17 protein-coding genes and 1 pseudogene are annotated in these 20,742 nt (G+C 35.7%); 5 read left to right on the top strand and 13 right to left on the bottom strand.

Features of this window, described 5'->3' with window-relative positions:
* Positions 1–160: 160 nt before the first annotated feature.
* Positions 161–832: pseudogene (locus tag ACIQZG_RS05305) on the top strand (transposase); the annotation flags it as partial.
* A gap of 24 nt (positions 833–856) precedes the next feature.
* Here the strand turns inward: ACIQZG_RS05305 and ACIQZG_RS05300 are convergent.
* The 8 genes from ACIQZG_RS05300 to ACIQZG_RS05265 form a co-directional block, all read right to left on the bottom strand.
* Complete coding sequence (locus ACIQZG_RS05300) at positions 857–2,869, bottom strand: putative bifunctional diguanylate cyclase/phosphodiesterase (protein WP_402754126.1); 2,013 nt, start codon at positions 2,867–2,869, stop codon at positions 857–859.
* Between the two features lie 51 nt (positions 2,870–2,920).
* Entirely contained in the window at positions 2,921–5,077 is a 2,157-nt protein-coding gene (locus ACIQZG_RS05295) for an RNA degradosome polyphosphate kinase (RefSeq protein ID WP_402754125.1), read from the bottom strand.
* On the bottom strand, positions 5,067–6,620 hold the full coding sequence (locus tag ACIQZG_RS05290) for a Ppx/GppA phosphatase family protein (protein ID WP_402754124.1): 1,554 nt from the start codon (positions 6,618–6,620) through the stop codon (positions 5,067–5,069). The genes ACIQZG_RS05295 and ACIQZG_RS05290 overlap by 11 nt, the downstream gene beginning before the upstream one ends.
* A gap of 184 nt (positions 6,621–6,804) precedes the next feature.
* Entirely contained in the window at positions 6,805–7,707 is a 903-nt protein-coding gene (locus ACIQZG_RS05285; RefSeq protein ID WP_402754123.1) for a chemotaxis protein, read from the bottom strand.
* A gap of 69 nt (positions 7,708–7,776) precedes the next feature.
* Positions 7,777–9,099: an MFS transporter gene (locus ACIQZG_RS05280; RefSeq protein ID WP_402754122.1), complete on the bottom strand. Its 1,323-nt coding sequence runs from the start codon at positions 9,097–9,099 to the stop codon at positions 7,777–7,779.
* Between the two features lie 272 nt (positions 9,100–9,371).
* Positions 9,372–10,238, bottom strand: coding sequence for an NAD(P)-dependent oxidoreductase (locus tag ACIQZG_RS05275; protein WP_402754121.1), 867 nt, complete (start codon positions 10,236–10,238; stop codon positions 9,372–9,374).
* 194 nt (positions 10,239–10,432) lie between these two features.
* Entirely contained in the window at positions 10,433–10,663 is a 231-nt protein-coding gene (locus tag ACIQZG_RS05270; RefSeq protein ID WP_402754120.1) for a Spo0E family sporulation regulatory protein-aspartic acid phosphatase, read from the bottom strand.
* Positions 10,664–10,756: 93 nt separating this feature from the next.
* Complete coding sequence (locus tag ACIQZG_RS05265) at positions 10,757–10,945, bottom strand: hypothetical protein (protein WP_402754119.1); 189 nt, start codon at positions 10,943–10,945, stop codon at positions 10,757–10,759.
* Positions 10,946–11,071: 126 nt separating this feature from the next.
* Here ACIQZG_RS05265 and ACIQZG_RS05260 point away from each other — a divergent pair, with 126 nt between their 5' ends.
* The 3 genes from ACIQZG_RS05260 (at position 11,072) to ACIQZG_RS05250 (ending at position 12,902) form a co-directional block, all read left to right on the top strand.
* Positions 11,072–11,260, top strand: a complete 189-nt coding sequence (locus ACIQZG_RS05260; RefSeq protein ID WP_402754118.1) for a YkvS family protein — start codon at positions 11,072–11,074, stop codon at positions 11,258–11,260.
* 80 nt (positions 11,261–11,340) lie between these two features.
* The gene (locus ACIQZG_RS05255; RefSeq protein ID WP_402754117.1) at positions 11,341–11,955 is read left to right on the top strand and encodes a CPBP family intramembrane glutamic endopeptidase; all 615 of its coding nucleotides are present in this window, start codon (positions 11,341–11,343) and stop codon (positions 11,953–11,955) included.
* 269 nt (positions 11,956–12,224) lie between these two features.
* Positions 12,225–12,902 (top strand): hypothetical protein, encoded by a 678-nt coding sequence (locus ACIQZG_RS05250; RefSeq protein ID WP_402754116.1) that lies wholly within the window; start codon positions 12,225–12,227, stop codon positions 12,900–12,902.
* A 110-nt stretch (positions 12,903–13,012) separates the two neighbouring features.
* On the opposite strand, the gene ACIQZG_RS05245 is transcribed toward ACIQZG_RS05250, so the two are convergent.
* On the bottom strand, positions 13,013–13,459 hold the full coding sequence (locus tag ACIQZG_RS05245; RefSeq protein WP_402754115.1) for a MarR family winged helix-turn-helix transcriptional regulator: 447 nt from the start codon (positions 13,457–13,459) through the stop codon (positions 13,013–13,015).
* Positions 13,460–13,583: 124 nt separating this feature from the next.
* Positions 13,584–15,008, bottom strand: a complete 1,425-nt coding sequence (locus tag ACIQZG_RS05240) for an ATP-binding protein (protein ID WP_402754114.1) — start codon at positions 15,006–15,008, stop codon at positions 13,584–13,586.
* Positions 15,009–15,264: 256 nt separating this feature from the next.
* Between ACIQZG_RS05240 and ACIQZG_RS05235 the strand changes: the two genes are divergently transcribed.
* Positions 15,265–17,004, top strand: a complete 1,740-nt coding sequence (locus tag ACIQZG_RS05235) for a B12-binding domain-containing radical SAM protein (RefSeq protein WP_402754113.1) — start codon at positions 15,265–15,267, stop codon at positions 17,002–17,004.
* A gap of 178 nt (positions 17,005–17,182) precedes the next feature.
* On the opposite strand, the gene ACIQZG_RS05230 is transcribed toward ACIQZG_RS05235, so the two are convergent.
* The 3 genes from ACIQZG_RS05230 to ACIQZG_RS05220 all read right to left on the bottom strand — a co-directional run bounded on the left by ACIQZG_RS05230 (position 17,183) and on the right by ACIQZG_RS05220 (position 20,738).
* Positions 17,183–18,538, bottom strand: coding sequence for a TrkH family potassium uptake protein (locus ACIQZG_RS05230; protein ID WP_402754112.1), 1,356 nt, complete (start codon positions 18,536–18,538; stop codon positions 17,183–17,185).
* A gap of 109 nt (positions 18,539–18,647) precedes the next feature.
* Positions 18,648–19,406, bottom strand: coding sequence for a TerC family protein (locus tag ACIQZG_RS05225; protein WP_402754111.1), 759 nt, complete (start codon positions 19,404–19,406; stop codon positions 18,648–18,650).
* Between the two features lie 246 nt (positions 19,407–19,652).
* Positions 19,653–20,738, bottom strand: coding sequence for an SDR family oxidoreductase (locus ACIQZG_RS05220; RefSeq protein WP_402754110.1), 1,086 nt, complete (start codon positions 20,736–20,738; stop codon positions 19,653–19,655).
* Between the last annotated feature and the right edge of the window lie 4 nt (positions 20,739–20,742).

The following is a 20,742-nucleotide window of genomic DNA, read 5'->3' as shown; positions in this document are numbered from 1 at the left end:
CTGAAGGAGATGATATACCCATGCTTATCGTTTGCCCCCTAGTAACGGAGAGCAAGTAAATCTATACACCATAAATTGAACGTTCTTTGTGGGGATGGGAGCGTGAAAACGATGAACAGCTATCTATTGAAGAATTAACTCAAATCGAGCACTATATGCAAACGGACAACTAAAGGCAGGATAAAACGTGCAAGTTGCGACAGAAGGTCAATTTACGTTGGCGTATGGCATTTTTCCTAATCCAACAAACATGAAAACACTTATACCATTCCTTGACCAAATTGAAAAAAAGTACTTTGACTTACCAAAACACATCGTTGTGGATGCCGGTTACAGCAGCGAGCAAAATTACGATGACATCTTAACAAGACACAAACGTACGCCACTGATTACGTATAACCACTACTTAAACGAACAAAAGTGTAAGTTTAAAAATGGCTGGTTCAAAACAAGTAATTGGGTGTACGATGCGGAGCGTGAGTTATGTAAAAAAGCGAGAGAAGGTACAAATCGCAAGCTCATGATTAATGAAAAGTTGGAACAATAAAAAGTATATGTAAGAGCAAAACTTTCAGAAGAAAAAACAGGTGCAATTTATCGTAAACTTAAAATTGACGTTGAACCAGGTTTGGGATTTCTAAAAGCTAATTTAGGTTTCACAAGATTTTCTGTTCGTAGAAAATCAAAGGTCGAAAACGATATTGGTCTCGCATTAATGGCTGTAAACTTAAGAAAATATGTGGTCCAAGGATACTCCTCCACCGCATATTTTCAAAAAAAAACGCAAAAAACGAGATTGCATTATGCAATCCCGTTTTTTCATATGAACTGAAACCTTATGTCCCAGTCTCTTCTTTCAACATACAAAATATTGTTGTATTACCGCTTCTACTGACAATGGCTTATTATATAAATACCCTTGCCCCTTTTGACAGCGATAACGTTTTAAAAAAGCTACCTGGAATTGCTCTTCAATACCTTCAGCCACTACTTCTAACCCTAAATTATGCGACATCGAAATAATCGCCTTAATAATCGCTTCATTTTTCTTATCCTTCGCGATATCAGCGATAAACGACTGATCGATTTTAATGGTGTCGATAGGATATTCTTTTAAATAGCTTAAAGAAGAGTATCCTGTGCCAAAATCATCAACCGAAACATGCACACCTAAGCTTTTTAAATCCGATAAAATTGAATAGGTTTCATTCACATTTGTCATCGAACTTTCTGTAATTTCTACTTCTAATAACGTAGGTTCTACATTATATTTTTTCAATGCATCATTTATTTTGCGTGCAAAATCTTCTTTTCTAAATTGCTTTGGCGAAATATTTATAGCAATACGAACTGGACGATAGCCAAGTTCCTTCCACTCTTTTTGGTAACGACATACTTCCTCTATTACCCAATCGCCAATATTAATAATTAAGCCCGATGCCTCCGCTAGCGGAATAAATTGCGCAGGTGACACAAAGCCAAATTTTCTATTATTCCAGCGTAATAATGCCTCAAAACTATCTATTCGGTTTGTTACTAAGTCTATTTGTGGTTGCAAATGAATACTTAACTCATCGAATTCGATTGCACGACGTAAATGTGACTCCATCAAAGCTTCATTAGGAAACGCAGTTGTCATATCCTCCCGATAATAACGGAAATGAGAGCGTCCATGCTCTTTTACTGAAAACAATGCTTGGTCGGCTTTACGCACAAGAGTTTCTAAATCATTCCCATCTGCTGGACTAAGAGAAATACCAATTGAAACACTGATGAAATATTCTTGTTCTTCTATCATAAACGGTTGTTTTAACGCCTCTAATATATCACCAGCAACTTTTTCAATTTTTTCAAACGTTGCTTCCTTTAATAGAAAAATAAATTCATCGCTATTATAGCGATATACCGAGCATGTAGAATGACTTAACTCGCGTAATCTATTACTAAACAAGCGCATTAATTCATCGCCCTGACTCTCACCTAATGACTCATTAAACTTTTTGAAACGATCAATGTCGATTAATATAAGCGCTGCCTGTTGCTTATTAATGTTAGTATCATTCAGATGTTGTTGCCAGTGCTCCTTAAACGCTTTCCGATTCCACATTCCCGTCAACTCGTCCATTAAAGTGTAATAATAAAAAGTCTCGTGATCATGCATAAATGCTTTTGGCTCTTTAATAAATAAATGAACACCTACTATTTCACCATTAAAATAGGTTGGATGTGTACGTAAGAAAAAAGGTTCTTTGCTCAATAATTGGTCTTTAAATAAACACTTGGGCATTCCGAATGCAGAACCTTCTAATGTTTTTTCGAATAATAATTTAAATTCACTCTCAAATTTTTTTTCTATGATTGAAAAAATATCTTGCCCTATCATACTTACTTGTTGCTGTTGTAATAAAGTTGTCGCAGCTGTATTTTGATAAATGATAGATCCTTGTAAATCCGTTGTAATCACAGGATTAACATGTTGCTCAACAAACTGTAAATACGGATACTTTTCTGACTTGGTATTATTATCAGATATCTCACGGAATATAATAGCCACCAGATCTCCATCTAGTTGTTGTACACTGACGACAGTTTTTTTCAATTTTTTATGTTCAATCGTTTGAATATTACCCGACTCTTGGACAAGGGTTTTCACCAATTGTTTCCAACAGGTGTCTGTGAAAAATTCTCTTGCTTCAATAGCATGTACATCTTTTACCTCTAGTAAAGAAAGCAAAATATCGTTATAGTAAACAACTTCGTACTCCCCTGTTTCGTTCTGTCTTAAAAAAACAATTGCATCAAATGGATTTAACTTTGCCAGTTGATGATAATATACATTTTGCGATACATTATCTTTTATTTTATCCATCTTTTCCCCCATTAGCAGAGCCCGTACAATATTCAGTTATATAAAGGAAAGTTATTCTTCGTCTATTGTCGGCTTTAGCGCATCTTTCAAGAAAATTTCCTGGCTATTGATCGGATCTTCGCCCCGGTCAAACTCTTTATAATGATATTTCCCGTTAGAGTCTTGGATACGCGCTTTCGCCGTATCTTCTAGTTGCGTATTCATAATGTCAATAATACGTTTTTTTGCTTCAGTTGCATATACCGGGAATAAAATTTCTACACGTTTAATCATATTACGGGTCATCAAATCCGCAGACGATAAATACACTTTATTTTCCCCATTATGATGGAACCAATAAATACGAGAATGCTCAAGGAAACGGCCTACAATACTTGTTACCGTAATATTATCACTAATGCCCGGTATTCCTGGACGAATACAGCAAATACCTCGAATAATTAGTTCGACTTTTACCCCTGCAATAGACGCCTCATATAATTTCATCATTAAATCTTTGTCAGTTAATGAATTCATTTTCGCACGAATAAAGCCATTTCCGTGTTTCTTATGACAAGCAATCTCTTCGTCAATCAGTAGAATAAATTCATCACGAATATCAAAAGGAGCAACAACTAAATGATTAAATTTCGGCTTTTCAGTATAACCACTTAAAAAGTTAAAAAAGTTTGTAGCATCAATCCCAAATTCTTTATCAGATGTAATAATCCCCATATCCGTATAGATCTTCGCTGTGGCATCATTATAATTTCCTGTGCCGAGATGTACAAAGCGCTCAATCTTTCCAAGTCTGCGACTAACAACAAGTGTGATTTTAGAATGCGTTTTTAAATTATTCATGCCATAAATAACAAGACAACCTGCCTGCTCAAGTTGCTTTGCCCAATGTACATTATTTTCCTCATCAAAACGGGCTTTCAACTCAACTAGTACGGTTACTTGCTTACCATTCTCAGCCGCTTGTTTTAATGCCTGAATAATCGGCGAATTACCGCTAACTCGATATAATGTTTGTTTAATCGCCAATACATTCGGATTGACCGCTGCTTCAGCGATGAAATCTACAATCGGTACAAAAGATTCATATGGATGGTGAAAAAATATATCTTGTTGTAATGCTTTTTCAAAAATATTCTCATCGGACTGTAAATCTAATGGTGGTTGTGGAATAAAGCTTTCGTATTCTAAATGTTCTCGACCAACTGAAATGCCTTTGACAAAAGAAAACATAAAAGTTAAATCGAGTGGACCATCAATGTGGAAAACATCCGTTTCCTCAATTTCAAATTCATCTAGTAAATAGGCTAATACTTCTTCATTCATTTCACCTACACGTACTTCGAGTCTACTACCTACACCCCACTTACGTTTTTTGAGCTCTTTTTCAATTTCTACTAGTAAGTCTCGGGCACCCTCTTCATGAATTGTCAAATCTGCATTACGTGTTAAACGGAAAGCTTGAGCCGATTTTACACTGTAGCCAAAAAATAGTTTTTCGATATGTGCAACAATTACATCTTCCAATAAAACAATGACTGTCTCACCTTCAGCAGAAGGCACTTTAATATAACGATCAAGAACAGACGGTACTTGTACAATCGCTACTCTTTCACGATTTTCTATATCTTCTTCATCTTGTTCTAATAACACTAAGATATTCAATGTTTTTCCAAGTAGCGTCGGGAATGGACGGTATGCATCAACTGCTACCGGTGTTAATACTGGAAAAATCGTTTCTGCAAACATTTCATTGATAAATTCCTTTTGTTGACTGTTCAAATCTCTCATGTCTGCAATATGTACATTATGTTGTGGCAATAAATCATAGATTAAATGACGGTATACTTCTGTTTGACGTCGGACTAAGGCTTGTGTACGTTCTGCAATTTTCGCTAATTGCTCTTTAGGCGTCAATCCTGATTTATTTTCAGCTTTATGGAAGCCTGCACGTACTTGATCTTGTAAACCAGCTACGCGCACCATGAAAAATTCATCTAAATTCGAACTAAAAATCGCCAAAAACTTCAAGCGCTCTAGTAAAGGATTATTTAAATCCTCGGCCTCTTCTAACACGCGTTCATTAAAGGCTAACCAGCTTAATTCACGGTTATTATAGTATTGCGGTTTCGCGATTTCCTCTAATAAGTTGATTTGTTCGGCCGAATATTCTTCCGTATCTATATTATTTTTCTTTACTTCAGTTGTCATCTTGTTTCCACCCTTCTTCTATAAAATTGATTTTGATTGTTGTTTTTATTGCTCGCTCCAAATGCTTTTTATGACGCTCTACTTGATACCTTTCAGCAGCAACATTTTTCTTTACGAAAATATCCAACCTCGCAAACCCATTATCCTTTTGCATTTTGATGGAACTAACAATATTGCGTTTTGAAACGTTTAGAGCATAAACAAATTTTAAAACAGCACCAAAATCACGGGTTTTACGATACTCCTCTCGATTCATCCACCCAACAAAAGGTGAAGCAAATCGTTGATAATAATCTTTATTCTTATAAGATGCTAGAAGAGCTAATTGCACACGCTCCTTATGATTTAAGCCTTCAATGGATTGATTGGCAATTAAATAAAATGTATGTTGGCTAGCTGAACTCAGTTCAATGTATTCGCCTAGATTAAAAACTTTGGCAGCTTTACGAATAAGCTGTAAGTCTTCGTCATTGAAAGTTAAATAATTCAAATGACAACATTCCTTGTACAGCTGTTCTGCCAAATTCATTAAATAATCCACTTCAACTTCTGAACGGCCATACTGTCTTGCTAACCTTCTAACGTTTCCCTCAAACACATTGAATTTATCAAAGGCTTGCTCATCGTTATCTAAAATACGTTGTAGAATAAGACCTTCACGTAATCCCTTTTTCGTTAACTGAAATACTTCACTTTGTACTACTTCCATTAATACAATAAAAACTTCTAATGCGGGTACGATAATATCTGCACGATCTGTAGAGAGTCCGTCCAATTGCTTTAACCCATCAAAAGACATACTACCTAAGTAGTTGCTAAGTTCTTCTAAGTCCTGTTTTGGAATTTCATATCCATGTATACTGGCTATTGGATACTTACACTGTTGCTGATGTATTTGCGCTATATTTCGCGCACTACCTCCAATCGCTATAATAGGTAGTTGCACACCTTGTATCCAAGGAAGCGACATGAACTGCTCTTTAACAAAAGCAATTAGTGCTTTTCTTTCACTACTATTGAGGATATCGCCCTTCACAAAATGCTGTTTTAAAGAAACTGTTCCAAAAGGGAAACTATGCGTTTTTAGTATTTGCTTATCCTTAAAAATAGTAATTTCCGTACTACCTCCACCAATATCAATCGTAACGGCAGAAGGTGTGCCCATTGAATAAGCTACAGCCATATAACCGAAATATGCCTCTTCCTCACCTGTTAATAACTCGATTTGGATTCCTATTCGTTCCTTCATTTGTGTTATAATTTGATCCCGATTAGTCGCCTGACGTATAGCAGCAGTTGCAACAGCTTTTACATCAACAATTTCAAAATCATCGAGCATTGCTTTGAATGTTAATAATGTATCTGTCAGCACTTGAATCCCTTCTTCAGACATTTCACCTGAAGGTAAGATATACGTTCGTAGACGTGCAACTGTTTTTATATTTCCTAATTCACGAAGTCCTTGTTCTTTTTCATAATGATAAAGAACTAAACGAATAGTATTTGAGCCAATATCAATAATGGCTGTTTTCAAATCATGCAAATTCTTCACTTCCTTCAAGAGAAAATCAATACAATTTCATTGCTATTAACTCACTTTATCGTTCACCATTACCGCTAACTTTATACAAAAAAAGCCGGAACCTAAAAGGCATCCGGCTTTTTTCTTATTTACATTCTTTTTGGATACCAATTATTTAAATTGAGGCGTATCTTTTAAAATTCTTTTATAAAATGAGTTGATCCGCACGTAAAATGAGTTCTGCAATTTCTGGTTTACTAATTTGATCTTCTGCGCCTACTTGATCACCTTTATGACGTAAATCATCTGTTATTAAACTCGAGAAAATAATTACTGGTAGTTTTTGTAGCGATGGATGTTCTTTAATTTTACGTGTTAAATGGTGTCCATCCATTTGTGGCATTTCAATATCAGTGATGACTAACTGAACATGCTCACTGACATCTCCACCATTCTTTACTAATGTCTCTAAATATTCATATGCATCTCGACCATTTTCGAAGAATTCTACATTTACATAGCCAGCTTCATTCATCGTATCGAATAATAGCTTACGTAATAATGGTGAGTCTTCTGCGATTAAGATACGTTTTTCTGAACGATCACGTTTTCCTAATTTCTTTACCGAGTCGACACTAATACCAGAATCAGGGTTAATGTCCACCATTATTTTCTCGAAGTCTAGTAATAGAATCATTTGCTCATTTTGCTTAATAACACCGATTACTTGAGATGTACCACCTTGATACATATCCGAAGGTTTTTCTATCTGGTTCCATGAAATACGATGAATTTGCGTTACATTATCCACATGGAATACAACTCGTTGTTTATTAAATTCCGCTACAATGTATTTTTGGTGTGGATTGCGCTCTACATTTTGAATCCCTAATACTCTTAGCATATCAACTACTGGTAATACTTCACCTCGTAATTGAATAATTCCCTCTACATGCGGGTGCGCGTGTGGAATAAATGTCACTGGAATTGGTTGGATAATTTCTTTCACCTTAATAACGTTAATACCAAATTTATTATTGGCTACTTCAAATTCAACGATTTCTAGCTCATTTGTACCACTTTCTAATAAGATGCCTTTATGTTCCAAAGCAAGCCCGCTCCTTTCTATTCAACTTCTAATCTATAATTCAATTGTATCATAGCAGATACATTTCTCCTACTTGGTATTTCCATTTTTATCATGTACTTTTAAGTGAACGAATAAGCCAATAACAGTCATCAAAATTAATGTTGATAAAGCAACTCGACTAGCTAATGTGCCGTAGTCCTTCAACCATAATGTCACCGTCCCATAAACAGCTGGACCGATGATTGAAGATACTTTACCAGAGAAAGCAAACAAGCCAAAAAACTGCCCACGTTTTTCATCTGGCGATAACTCAATTATATAAGTTCTAGAAGTTACCCACATTGATCCAAGTGAAATCCCAAACATACTACCAGCAATCCAGAACATCCATTGCTCTGTAGCAAATACCGCAAAAGTTAAGGCAATTATCATAATTAAAGCGACCATTGTAATTGCCCGCTTAGCTCCAACTGCTTTCGTAATATAGCCAAAAGCAAGTGATCCAATAATCGTTGATAAAGTCGACACTAGATAGAGAATAATAAATTGTCCTGAAGAAAAGCCTACAATTACTGTTGCATAGACCGCCATCATGGCAATCGTAGTGGCAATGGCATCATTTAAAAAGAAATACGCAATCATAAATGTGAAAATTACTTTATGCTGCTTCATATCTTTAAAGGTTTTAATAATCTCCTTATAGCCATCAAAAAACTTCGTTGTCTTACGCTGCGCTTTTGGTATAGGTGTATCCTTGTTAATGAAAAATAGTGGTAACGAAAATAATAAGTACAAAATCGCTGTTGGGATAAAAGCTCGGTGGAAATCCGATTCACCAACATATAAATAAACAAGTAATCCAAAAATAGTACCCAGATAACCGATCGCTACACCATAGCCAGAAATTAAGGGCATTTCCTCTTTTGAGCCCAAATCTCCCATCATAGAATCATAAAATACGAGACTAGAATTAAAGAAAAATTTCGCGATAACAAAGCTTGCCACTACCAAAAATAAACTGAGCGGTACACCTGAATAAGTAATCTCCGATTGAAAATTTGCTAATATCCCCATCATAAATGTAAAAAATATAGAAATCGATGCAAACCATACAATAAAACGTTTTTTATAACCGGTATTGTCAATCCATACACCGAATAGCGGCGAAAAAACGACGAGGAAAAAGCTTGCAATCGCATTTGCATAAGAAATAAATGTACTTGCCACCTGTTGCATCACTTCGTTCGTGCCTAAAACCTCATCCATGTAAAACGGAAAAAACACTGTATTAATGTTAGAAGAAAAAATTGTATTGGCAAAATCGTAAAAGGCCCAAGATAAAATCGGTAACGATAAATACAAAGCTAACTGACTTCGATGTTGAATCTCACCCATTTGCCTTTGTTTCATAGAACCCCTCCTTTTTTTCTTCTACACTACTAAATTAATTCCAACTTGACTTAAAAAATACCTTTTACCAAAAGAAAACTTACAATGTTTTACAGGCTATTTACAAAAAAACAACTTGCCTCACAAATAAGATACGACAAGTTGTTTTTCCTTCACTTCTTATGGCCCTACACCAAAACCTGTAGCTGACAGTGCATTCTACTTCACCGTTCCACGTGCTTACATCTGTAGCTATATTTCAAGTCAAGTACATGTTTAATAGAGAGCCTTTATTATTTATAGGCTTTTATTAACGCTTGTGTACCTTCTTCACCATAGCCTGCTTCAATGAGCTTGTCATACATCTCATAGGCAAGTGCTAACCCTGGTAAAGAGATGCCCATTTTTTCTGATTCCTCTAAAGCGATTTTCAAATCCTTTACGATATGCTTTATGTAAAAACCTGGTGCATAATCTTCCACTACCATACGAGGTGCTAAATTACTCAATGCCCATGAGCCAGCTGCACCTGATGAGATTGATTTTAGAACAGTCGGTAAATCTAAACCTGCCTTTAAACCATATCCTAAGGCTTCACAAATACCAATCATGCCAGAAGCAATGACTATTTGATTACACATTTTCGCATGTTGTCCTGCACCTGCGTCACCTTGATAAACAATATTCTCACCAAAATGTTGCAGTACTGGTGATACTTTATTAAATATTTCAACGTCGCCACCAATCATAATTGACAATGTACCATTCTGTGCCCCTATATCACCACCCGAAACAGGTGCATCCAAAGCTGCTACACCCATCTCTTTTGCTTGCGCATAAATTCGTTTGGCTAAAGACGGCTCAGAAGTAGTCATGTCAATAACAACGCTTCCAGTCTTCGCTGTTTGAAATAAGCCGTTTTCTCCAAAGTAAACTTCTTCTACGTCAGTAGGGTAACCTACCATCGTAAAAGCAATATCTTTTTCTACAAATGCCTCCGCAGGCGAACTTGCCCAACTAGCGCCTAAAGCTACTAATGGCTCTGCTTTTTCTTTTGTACGGGTATAGATAGTTACTTCATGTCCATTGTTTAATAGGTGCTTTACAATACTAGCTCCCATAACGCCAGTACCAATAAAAGCAATACGTTCCTTTTCCATAGATAACAACCCCTTTATACTTAAGTGCTTCAAGTGTAATTTAATAATTAAAAAAATTCAAATTACCCGTGGTAATGTGCTAAAAATGCTGTAATTCGCATATAAACCGAGTAAACATAAAAAAGAGAGCAACGACATGAGATCGCTGCTCTAAAGGGGGAAATGAGAATGTTGCTGTGTTCAAACTAAGTATGTCACCCTTCTTTACTTTTTATACTACTTAAAGTTGTGTTTTCATTTAAACTCTTAATGCAGTTTAGCGGAACTGACTCTGTCAAAAGTTGTTCTTCATAATAAGTATTCATTAACTGATCTAATTGACGACTCAAACGTATTGTATTTGCATTTTGCAATCCATTTTCTACACCTGAGCGAATCATCATTTCACGGGTTTGCTCCATTTGTTTTAAGAGTAGATTAGCCATTCTACAACCCTCCTGAAGACAAATAACTCATACCATTATTATACATTTTTTCATACTTTTCAACAGCCCTTAACTTCCGACAATGTTCGACATTTAGCTTCTCGGAATGTCCAAGTACGTATAAATCACTCTTCCGCTTTGTTTAGCCTCTCCTCTAAAATGTTTAAATAACGGATGTCTTACTAGCACCTCACGAAACTCATAAAATTGATCTTTCTCAATTTCAATACGTTCAATTTCCCCTTCTTTTAATTGTTGAAGCATTTCTTCGTAGTTTGTCATTTTCTTCTTCCTTTCCTTTATGAATATTTTTGCGTTAAAAATTACGAATAACTCAAAAAAAGCTTTACGTTTCCCTAATTTTACGGCAAACTGTATATTATTAGTCGATGAAGGAGCTGACTGTCTGTGAAAATAGCTGAAGTTGGAAATATTATCGAGTTTAAAGATGGTTTACAAGGTATTGTTGAAAAAGTAAATGAAAATTCGGTAATCGTTGATTTAACATACATGGAAAATTTCGATTCCCTAGAAGTAGAAGAAAAAACAGTCGTCAATCATAAACGATACAAAATTTTAAATAGTAGTGGAGCTTAATAGTCTGAATAGTCCCTATTTGTCTTTATAGATGATAAGGGACTTTTTTTTTGATAATATAGAAATTGGAGGTTGTATGAATGAGTAAAAATTCAAAACAAATTAGTATACTTCTTCTTTCTTTATTATTCACTTTCGGTATGTTTGCATTTACTTTTGCTAATAAAGCTGTATTTTGGTATCTTTATACCTTTACACTTTTAGTATGCATCGCGATTGCTATACTCGCAGGTAAAATTGAGGATCGATTACCCACATGGAAATTTCTCCTTTTCGGAATAGGCTACGGTACAATTACTTATGGTTTTATTCGTTTTGGTTATTGGCTTGCACCATTTATTGATGATAGTTTAGTACGATCCGTCCAGAAATTTCTAACAACTTATGGCCCACAAAATATTTGGCATTATGTGTTTCTTGTTTTTATAGTAGCACTTGGTGAAGAACTATTTTGGCGTGGTTACGTTCAACAGCAACTAAAGAATTTTATGCGTCCAGCATTGGCTGTTCTTATAACGGCTATTCTTTGTGCCATTTCGATTGCGTTTAGTGGCTTTACACTTGGTATCATTGCAGCATTCGTTACAAGTATCCTTTGGGGCTTCTTATATGAATGGCGCAAAAGTATGCCACTAATTATTGTAGCCCATGTCGTATTTGTACTATTATTATTCTTAGTACTGCCATTAACATAATAACATTCAATTGCGATTTGGTGAATTTACTACTATTTTAAAAACGTTATGCCCAGATTTTAACCCAGCATATTTTTCTTGTAACATAAACAGCTCGATTCAGTGCCCACTAAATTAAATATGATAGCGTTCTTCAACCTATTACTGTTTGGGATGGGAAATTTTGTAGAGGTTACTTCACTTTCGCCACAAAATGATTAACTGAATTGGGTTGATTGCTGGAAACATTTTATCACCTTAAATCGTTCTATAAAAAAGGAGGGCTTTTCATGCAAAAAAAATTAATGTCTATGCTTATGTTACTACTAGCAGCCATCTTAGTTGTAGGTTGTAATACTACCGATAAAACAGAGGATTCTGACGCCTTGCAAAAAGATCCATCAAACACAGCAAATCAAGAAACACCATTAGACAATGAATCTGATGAAGATGAGCTTGAAGCGCCTGACCAAACTGATACATCTACTAATATTCCATCAACACAAGAACAAGATCTAAATTATGTACAAAATGGTGTTGATAAAAACACAAAAGCAACTGAATCTAAAAGTGTCGATCAAAACTATAAATTACACCAATTACCAGGCTTCACACTTTCACAAGAAGAACCTGGCAAAGATATCATCATATCAAATGACGATGATAATGTGTTTATGCGTGTAGAAACTGTATCTACTTCAGAAACTAGCTATGACGATGTTAAATCGTCACTAGTAGAGTATATGAACGCTGTAGGTGAAACGACTCCGTTATCGACAGAAGAATTAGCTGCTTTTAAAAATGACAAAAATAATGAAGGCTATGTAGTTCATTTTGACGATGAAAAAGTAGTTGGGGTTGTTATTGAAAAAGAGGGTCTAATCGTAAAATTAATAATTCATGATAATAAAACACAAGATTTAACTGCAGCTATGCTTGCAATGGCTGCAACAATTTCACAAAAATAAGCATTAGCTTACATACCTCCTTTTAACTTCCTACTGGCAGTTCAAAAGAGATACTAATCGCTTATAATGTAAAAAAACCTTACGATACAACACACATCGTAAGGTTTTTTTTAGTAGGATAGATCTTTAATAGACAATCCCAATTTTTTTAGTAATTTAATTGCTTCATCTTTTTCTTCATTTGTTAAAGTACTCAGTAGTCCATGTAGATGCTGCTCATGCCTTGGAAACACTTCAGCCATAAATGCTTCTCCCTCTTCAGTAATTTCAGCATAAGTTACACGACGGTCAGACGGACAGGATACGCGAAGTAAATAGCCCCTCTTTTCTAACTTATCGATTACATACGTAATTGAACCACTCGCAAGCAAAATTTTATTGCCTATCTGCTGCAATGGCTGACGTCCCTTATGATAAAGCAACTCTAAAACCGCAAATTCTGTCGGATTTACCCCATTCTCCTGAAAAAACTGATTTGTTGTTTCGTTGATTGCTTTATGCGCGCGAGAAAGTACGATATATAATTTTAACGATTGTTTAATATTCTCTGAAGTCATAGTCTTGTCCTTTCAATTCCTACGTTATCTTGCCATTATAACGAGTACGGAAAAGAATTGTCAAAAGCATCGTACTTAAATACACTATGTCCAAACAGCCTTCTTCGTATAGAGTTTTCCACCACTACGTTACCAAATAATTGGAATCCTTCTCGTTTGGGCTCAGCGTATCTAAAGGATCGAACGAGTAAATCGGGAAATGTAAGCTAAAACGAGTACCTTTTTTCAATTCGCTTTCTATTACGATTTCACCATTATGCTCCTCGATCACCTTTTTTACAAAAGGAAGACCTAATCCTGTCCCCGTTGTCTTCGTTGTATAGAAAGGCTGAAATAAATTTTCGATTGTTTCATTAGTCATTCCCGAGCCTTCATCCGTAATAGATAGTTCTAAAAGTGAACCTCTATTAATACACATTTCAATTTTTACAGTTCCACCGTTATACATAGATTCAATTGCATTTTTAATCAGATTGAGCACTACCTGTTTTAAGCGGTTTTCATTCCCCTCAATCAGGACAGTCATAGGTGATGATATAAATTGAATCATAACGTTTTTCATCAGTGCATCCGGCATCATAAATTCAATCACATTCTGTACAATCTTATCAAATTCTAATAATTCCACGTTGATATTGGCTGGTTTTGATAGCATCAATAACTCTGATAAAATCTGCTCCATACGTTGGAGTTCACTATCAATCACCGATAAATACATTTGAGCATCCTCAGTAGCATCTATCTTTAACAGATCAGTAAATCCTTTTAATGACGTTAATGGATTACGAATTTCATGGGCAATACTTGCTGCCATTTGACCGACAACATTTAAAGCTTGTTGATGCTCTACCTTTTGTTGTAACTCTATTTTCTCTGTTTCATCAAGTAACGTTGTAACGATTAAATTTTTCTTACAATCAAAAACACTAGAAATTTCATAATATAGTGCCCTATTAGACTGTGATTGATCTACTACATGAATTGTAGCAAACTTTTCTTCTGTCAATTTACTAAAATAGTAAGAGAGCTCACTATCTTTCAAATTAAATGAATCAAAAATGCTTTTATGAGCGCTATCTAATACCTGAGATTTTTCCCTTTTTAAATACATAGCTGCATGCTTATTTAAATCAAAAATCATATCATTTGCATTTGTTAAAATAATACCATGTGGAATTTTATCGTAGGTACTAAATAAAGGATATCGATTATCCTCCTGCGTAAAATATAAATCATAGGCTGTATCATCCAAATGATTTAATATAGTGGCATGAGCAACGATTTCTTCATTTTTGACATGGTAGTGACATTTAAACCGCACTAGCTCATATTCATTATTAGCCGTTCGAATATAAAATGTTTCTTCTGCTTCTTTTATATACTTTAAGTGTTTAACGAATCGCGTCCATTTCATATTGGAGGGCTCGTCCATCGCTAAGAAACCATTATAAGCCAGATTAAGTTTAAACTGCTGAATTGCTGGTTCGTTGACTTGTAAAATTTTTCTTGAGCTACTTAGAATAAAAATTGGCAATAATGAATTCGTCAATACGTTATCGTAACATTGAGTTAAATTATTCTGTTCCAAATTTTTCACCGAGCCTTTCAAGAGAGTAACTTAGTTATAATTTAAACTATAGCCTTCACTTTACTTTATGACAGCGCGCATCTTTTATTACAATATTTTGTAAATTTAAATAATTTTAATTATTTCACAGAACATTCATATTTTAAATAGGTAAAAAGGATTATATTGTTTATCAGCTATTTGACTGATACAATTAGGTTGAAAAGGAGATTATTGCATGAACACTATATTAGCTACATTAAACGCAAAATATATCCACACAAATTTAGCATTACGCTATCTAAAGGGCGCTGCTCTTCCTGAGTTTAATCCGACTCTTGCAGAATACACGATTAAAGACCCAGCTTTCAATATCGTGTCAGATTTATTCCAAAAAAAGCCTGATGTAGTAGGATTCAGCTGTTACATTTGGAATATAGAAGAAACGATTAATGTCATTAAAATGTTAAAAATCGTCTGCCCAAATGTCAAAATCTTATTAGGTGGACCTGAAGTTTCTTATGATGTCCATCATTGGCTACGTCGTATCGATGAAGTTGACTATATAATGATGGGTGAAGGTGAAGTCTCCTTTAAACAAATGCTCCGCCACTTTAACGGTGAAATTCCTCTTGAAGAAGTTCCAGGAATTTGTTATTTAGAAGATGGAAAAGTACGTATTCATCCACAGGCTCCTAAAGTGGACTTACGTGAACTACCTAGTCCTTTCCGCTTTGAAGAAGATTTACCACATTTAGGTAAACGTATTCAATATATTGAAACGAGTCGCGGTTGTCCATTTAGTTGCCAATTTTGTCTTTCTTCAATTGAAGTGGGGGTACGCTATTTTAACCGCGAAAAAATTAAAGAAGACATTCGCTTTTTAATGGATAACGGTGCCCGTACGATTAAGTTCGTCGATCGCACATTCAATATTAGCCGCAGTTATGCAATGGAAATGTTCCAATTCCTAATAGATGAACATAAGCCAGGCGTTGTGTTCCAATTTGAAATTACTGCAGACATTATGCGTCCCGAAGTTATTCAATTTTTAAATGACAATGCACCTAAAGGATTATTCCGCTTCGAAATCGGTGTCCAGTCTACCAATGATTTAACTAATACCCTTGTTCAGCGACGTCAAAACTTTGAGAAACTAACACGTACGGTCACGATGGTTAAAGAGGGCGGTAAAATCGATCAGCACTTAGATTTAATCGCTGGCTTACCAGAAGAGGATTACGCAAGCTTCCGTCAAACGTTTAATGATGTGTTTGCAATGCGCCCTGAAGAATTACAGCTTGGTTTCTTAAAGTTACTTCGCGGGACTGGCTTACGTTTAGAGGCTGAAAAATTTGGTTATACATATGTGGATGTATCGCCATATGAAATTTTCTCAAACAATGTACTGACATTCGATGATATTGTACGCATTAAACACGCTGAAGATGTATTAGAAAAATATTGGAATGATCACCGTATGGACAATACCATTGAATACTTAGTAACAGAAGTATTTGAAACACCTTTTGATTTCTTCCAAAACTTCGGTACGTATTGGGAAACAAAAGGTTGGTCGCGCATTGGTCATCAACTTGAAGATTTATTCAGACGTTTACTTGAATTTTTAGCAACTATTGAGGGCGTCGATACCCAGATCATACAAAGCTTAATGCAGCTTGACTACTTAATGGCACAGCAATTCCAGCCACGTAAACTATGGTGGAAAGAACGCCCAACTGAAGAGCAACAAAAGGCTATTTACAAAGCTTTACGTGAAGATCCTACAATTGCTGGTGAGGAATTTGCTAACTTCAACCTTTCTGAAAAAGAATTGTTCAAGCATACGCTTGTTATCCCTCATTACTTGGATTATCAAGACTTCATTAACGATAAAATCACACCTAAAAAAGGCTATTTATTAACTTATTTCCGACATGGTCATGCTCCATATCTCGCAACATTTAGCTCTATATAAAACAAACGCTATTTCCTCTAATTAGTGAGGAATAGCGTTTTTTATACTCACTCGAAATGAGCAAAAACCAACGGGCCCTTGAGCAAACTCTCATACCATTAACAAAGAAATCATTGAAGAAATTGTTTTTCGACAATTAAAAGAACTACCTCAAATACTTTGAGATAGCTCTTGTCGTTTACCCGATAATGACACGTTCCTTAGGATAGTGGAAATTCGTTGTCTTACCTCTACCACCACCACCAAGGCTATAAAGAAAGGAAATTAAGCCTACACGTCCTATGAACATTAAGATCATGATAATTACTTTTCCAGCAACCGATAAATCTGAAGTGATTCCTAACGACATCCCACATGTTCCGAACGCCGAGGTAATTTCAAAAATAATTTGTATAAGTGTTGCATCATGCTCAGTTATTAGTAGAAGCATTGTAGCAATTAAAACCATAAAGCATGCTAATAAAATAACTACAAATGATCGGTACATATCAATTGGATGAATCTCACGCCCAAAGATTTGAATATGCTCTTTACCACGCGCAAATGTAATTAAAAACAAAATAGCGATAGCAAATGTCGTCGTCCTTATTCCCCCACCAACTGAACTTGGTGAAGAACCAATAAACATTAAAAAACTCATAAAAATACTTGTCGCTTCACTAAACGTCGTCACATCATATGTTGTTAAACCACCTGACCTAGTCGAGACAGATTGAAACATAGCAGAAAAAAGCGCTTCATGCCATGGCATATACTTAAACGAATGGAACGATTCGAGTAGTAAAATCATAAGTGCGCCAACGACAAATAAAATAGCATACGTTGACGTTGTAATTTTAGTAAATAGACTAAAGCGGAAATTAGTATGTCGATTGCGTAAAAATGCTTTTACTTCGATTAATACAGGGAAGCCAATGGCACCCAACACAATTAAAATCATCGTAATGAACTGTACAAAATAATCGTTATGGAATGGTAGCAAGCTCATACCGGTAATATCAAAACCACCATTCGTTGTCGCCGAAATTGATGCAAATACACCATGAAGAAGTGCCTTTTCAAACGTATCAAAGTAGTTCATGAAATGTATTGTAAGAATAAAAGCACCCGCTATTTCAATTACGAGCAGGATTTTCACGATTTCCCGAATAAGTTGGACCATACCAGATAAATTGTATTGATTGTGGTCAATCATAATTAATTCACGTTCACGCAAACTAATTTTTTTTCCAACAAGTAGCCAAATAAACGTGCCAAGCGACATTATCCCGATGGCACCAAGCTGTAAAATAACAAGCAACATTATGATCCCAAATGTAGAGTATGTCTCTGAAATAGTAATCGTTGTTAAACCCGTAACACTAACGGCACTAACTGCAGTAAATAAACTATCTAATAAAGATACTTCAACCCCATGCTTGTGTACACCTGGGAGACGTAGTAATAGGAATGAAATCGCAATTGCTATAAAGTAATAGGTGACGAGTAACTGAAACGGCGTTGCTATTTTACTCGATGGTCTTTTCCATGGCACCAAATCAGCCCCTTCCTTCCTAAGTTGCCAGACCTGATAACAGTATAGAAAAAATGCGCAAAAAAAGAAAGAAGAACAGTATAAACTGTTCTTCTCATTACTATATTGGTTATTTTTTATTGCGGACTCCTACTAGATAACCGCCAAGTGCGATGGCAAGAAGAACACACCAAAATGTTAATTCCCAAGCTGTTGAATGCGGAAATTCTGCAGGTAACATTCCTACTTTTTCATGTGCTAGTGTTAATACGACTAATTTAACACCTACCCACCCTACGATTAAAAATGCGGCTGTTTCAAGGGAAGGATAGTCATTTAATACTTTGACAAACCATTGAGCGGCAAAACGCATCATGATAACTCCTATGAAACCACCTATAAGCATAACCGTGAACTGCCCACCATTAATACCACCTATATCAAAGTTACCTAAATGCGGCAACGTAACAGCAATAGCAACTGCGGCAAGCATCGAGTCAATAGCAAATGCAATATCTGCAAGCTCTACTTTAATAACTGTCATCCAAAAACTAGAGCCTTTTTTTGCTGTTTTTTCCTTATGTTCTTCCTCAGGTTCATTTTTATGTTTCCGTAAGTCATAAATATTTTTAGCAGACATGAACAGTAAATATGCAGCTCCGATCGCTTGAATCTGCCAATAGTTCACCAAAATTGTGATAATAAAGAGCGCTGAAAAGCGGAAAATCAATGCTCCAAAAAGCCCATAAAATAATGCCTTTTTCTGTTGGTCAATCGGTAAATGTTTGACCATAACAGCCATAACAACTGCGTTATCAGCTGCAAGTAATCCCTCCAATACGACAAGTACAATGAGCACCCAGCCATATTGCAAAATTATAGCTTCCATAAAATCTCTCCCCTTTAAACTCCATGTACTCTGAAAGAAAAGTAAAGACCCCTGCCTATGAAATGGCAGAGGTCTTTATTAGCAAATTACAGAGATTGGATTCGCTCTTTGCATAAAAATGTTTATACCCGTCATTACACTCGTGGTACTTGTAACATTCGTTCACATCTGACAAAGCGTCAATTGAACCTATTGTGTAATATTATTATATCACTATCATTTTCCTTTGACAAAAATTTCTATGCACTATTTAATCTGAATTTGAAAACTTTCATCTTCTTTATGCGCATTATAAAACTCAATCATCTTTGGCATCGTTTGGATAAAGTCCGGACAAGTAATTCCGCCCTTTTGCAGAATACCTACCGCTTCTGTCGTATCAAACTCAGCATTCCAAGTTAAATAATCCAGTGTTTCCTGCTCAACCCTTAATTTTTTACGTACAAACGGTACTTGTAAAGATTTTTTAGCAAGCGTTAATGGTAAACGCCCCTTTGGATAATGGTTTGTCAAAAGCTTTACCATCGTTCGGTACACCTCTTGCACCGGATGTGGATTCGGATCAGTTAGATGCAAAGTCCTTCCTACTGCGCTCGGTTCATCAAATAAAAATGTCACAGCATCCATGACATAATCAATAGGCACTACATTAATCGTAGATTTGGACTGTCCCACATACGGAATGAACGGCAAACATTTTAAGCGGTCCACCATATTTAAAAAGAAGTATGGCCCATCAAATTTTATTGTTTCACCTGTTTCAGAGTGCCCACGGACAATGCCTGGACGAATAATGGTAACCGGTACTTTAGCTTTTAAATCTTCAACACGAAGTTCAGCCTCATACTTCGTTTCCTCATAGTAATTTTTAAATGCAGACGGGCGAATCAGTTCCTCCTCACGTAGCACCCCTTCACGTGTACCCGCCACATATGCTGTACTAAAGTACATATAGCGCTTTATATTTGGTAGTGTACGGACAAAATCATTCACCATCGCTGTACCATGTACATTGACTTTCCATGCTATATCTCGTGGGACTGCTAAATCATAGATAGCAGCTAAGTGCCATATAACTTCAATTTGAGGAGTGATTTCTTGTAACACTTGATCATCAAAACCTAGATTAGGTAATGTAATATCCCCTTCAATAATATGAAGTACACCTGCTGGAAACTCCTTTAAAATTCTTTGTCTCTCTGCATTTGCTTTTAGCAATTCACCAGGTAAAACAGCGACAATCACTTCTTGCGTTTTATGTTTCCGAAATAATTCTCGGATTAATTGCCTCGTAATGAAACCCGGAAAGCCAGTAAAAAAGTGAACACCCATCCTC

This window comes from Lysinibacillus sp. NPDC096418 (assembly GCF_044762775.1).
Taxonomy (GTDB): Bacteria; Bacillota; Bacilli; order Bacillales_A; family Planococcaceae; genus Lysinibacillus.
This window is presented reverse-complemented; position numbering and strand designations above follow the sequence as displayed.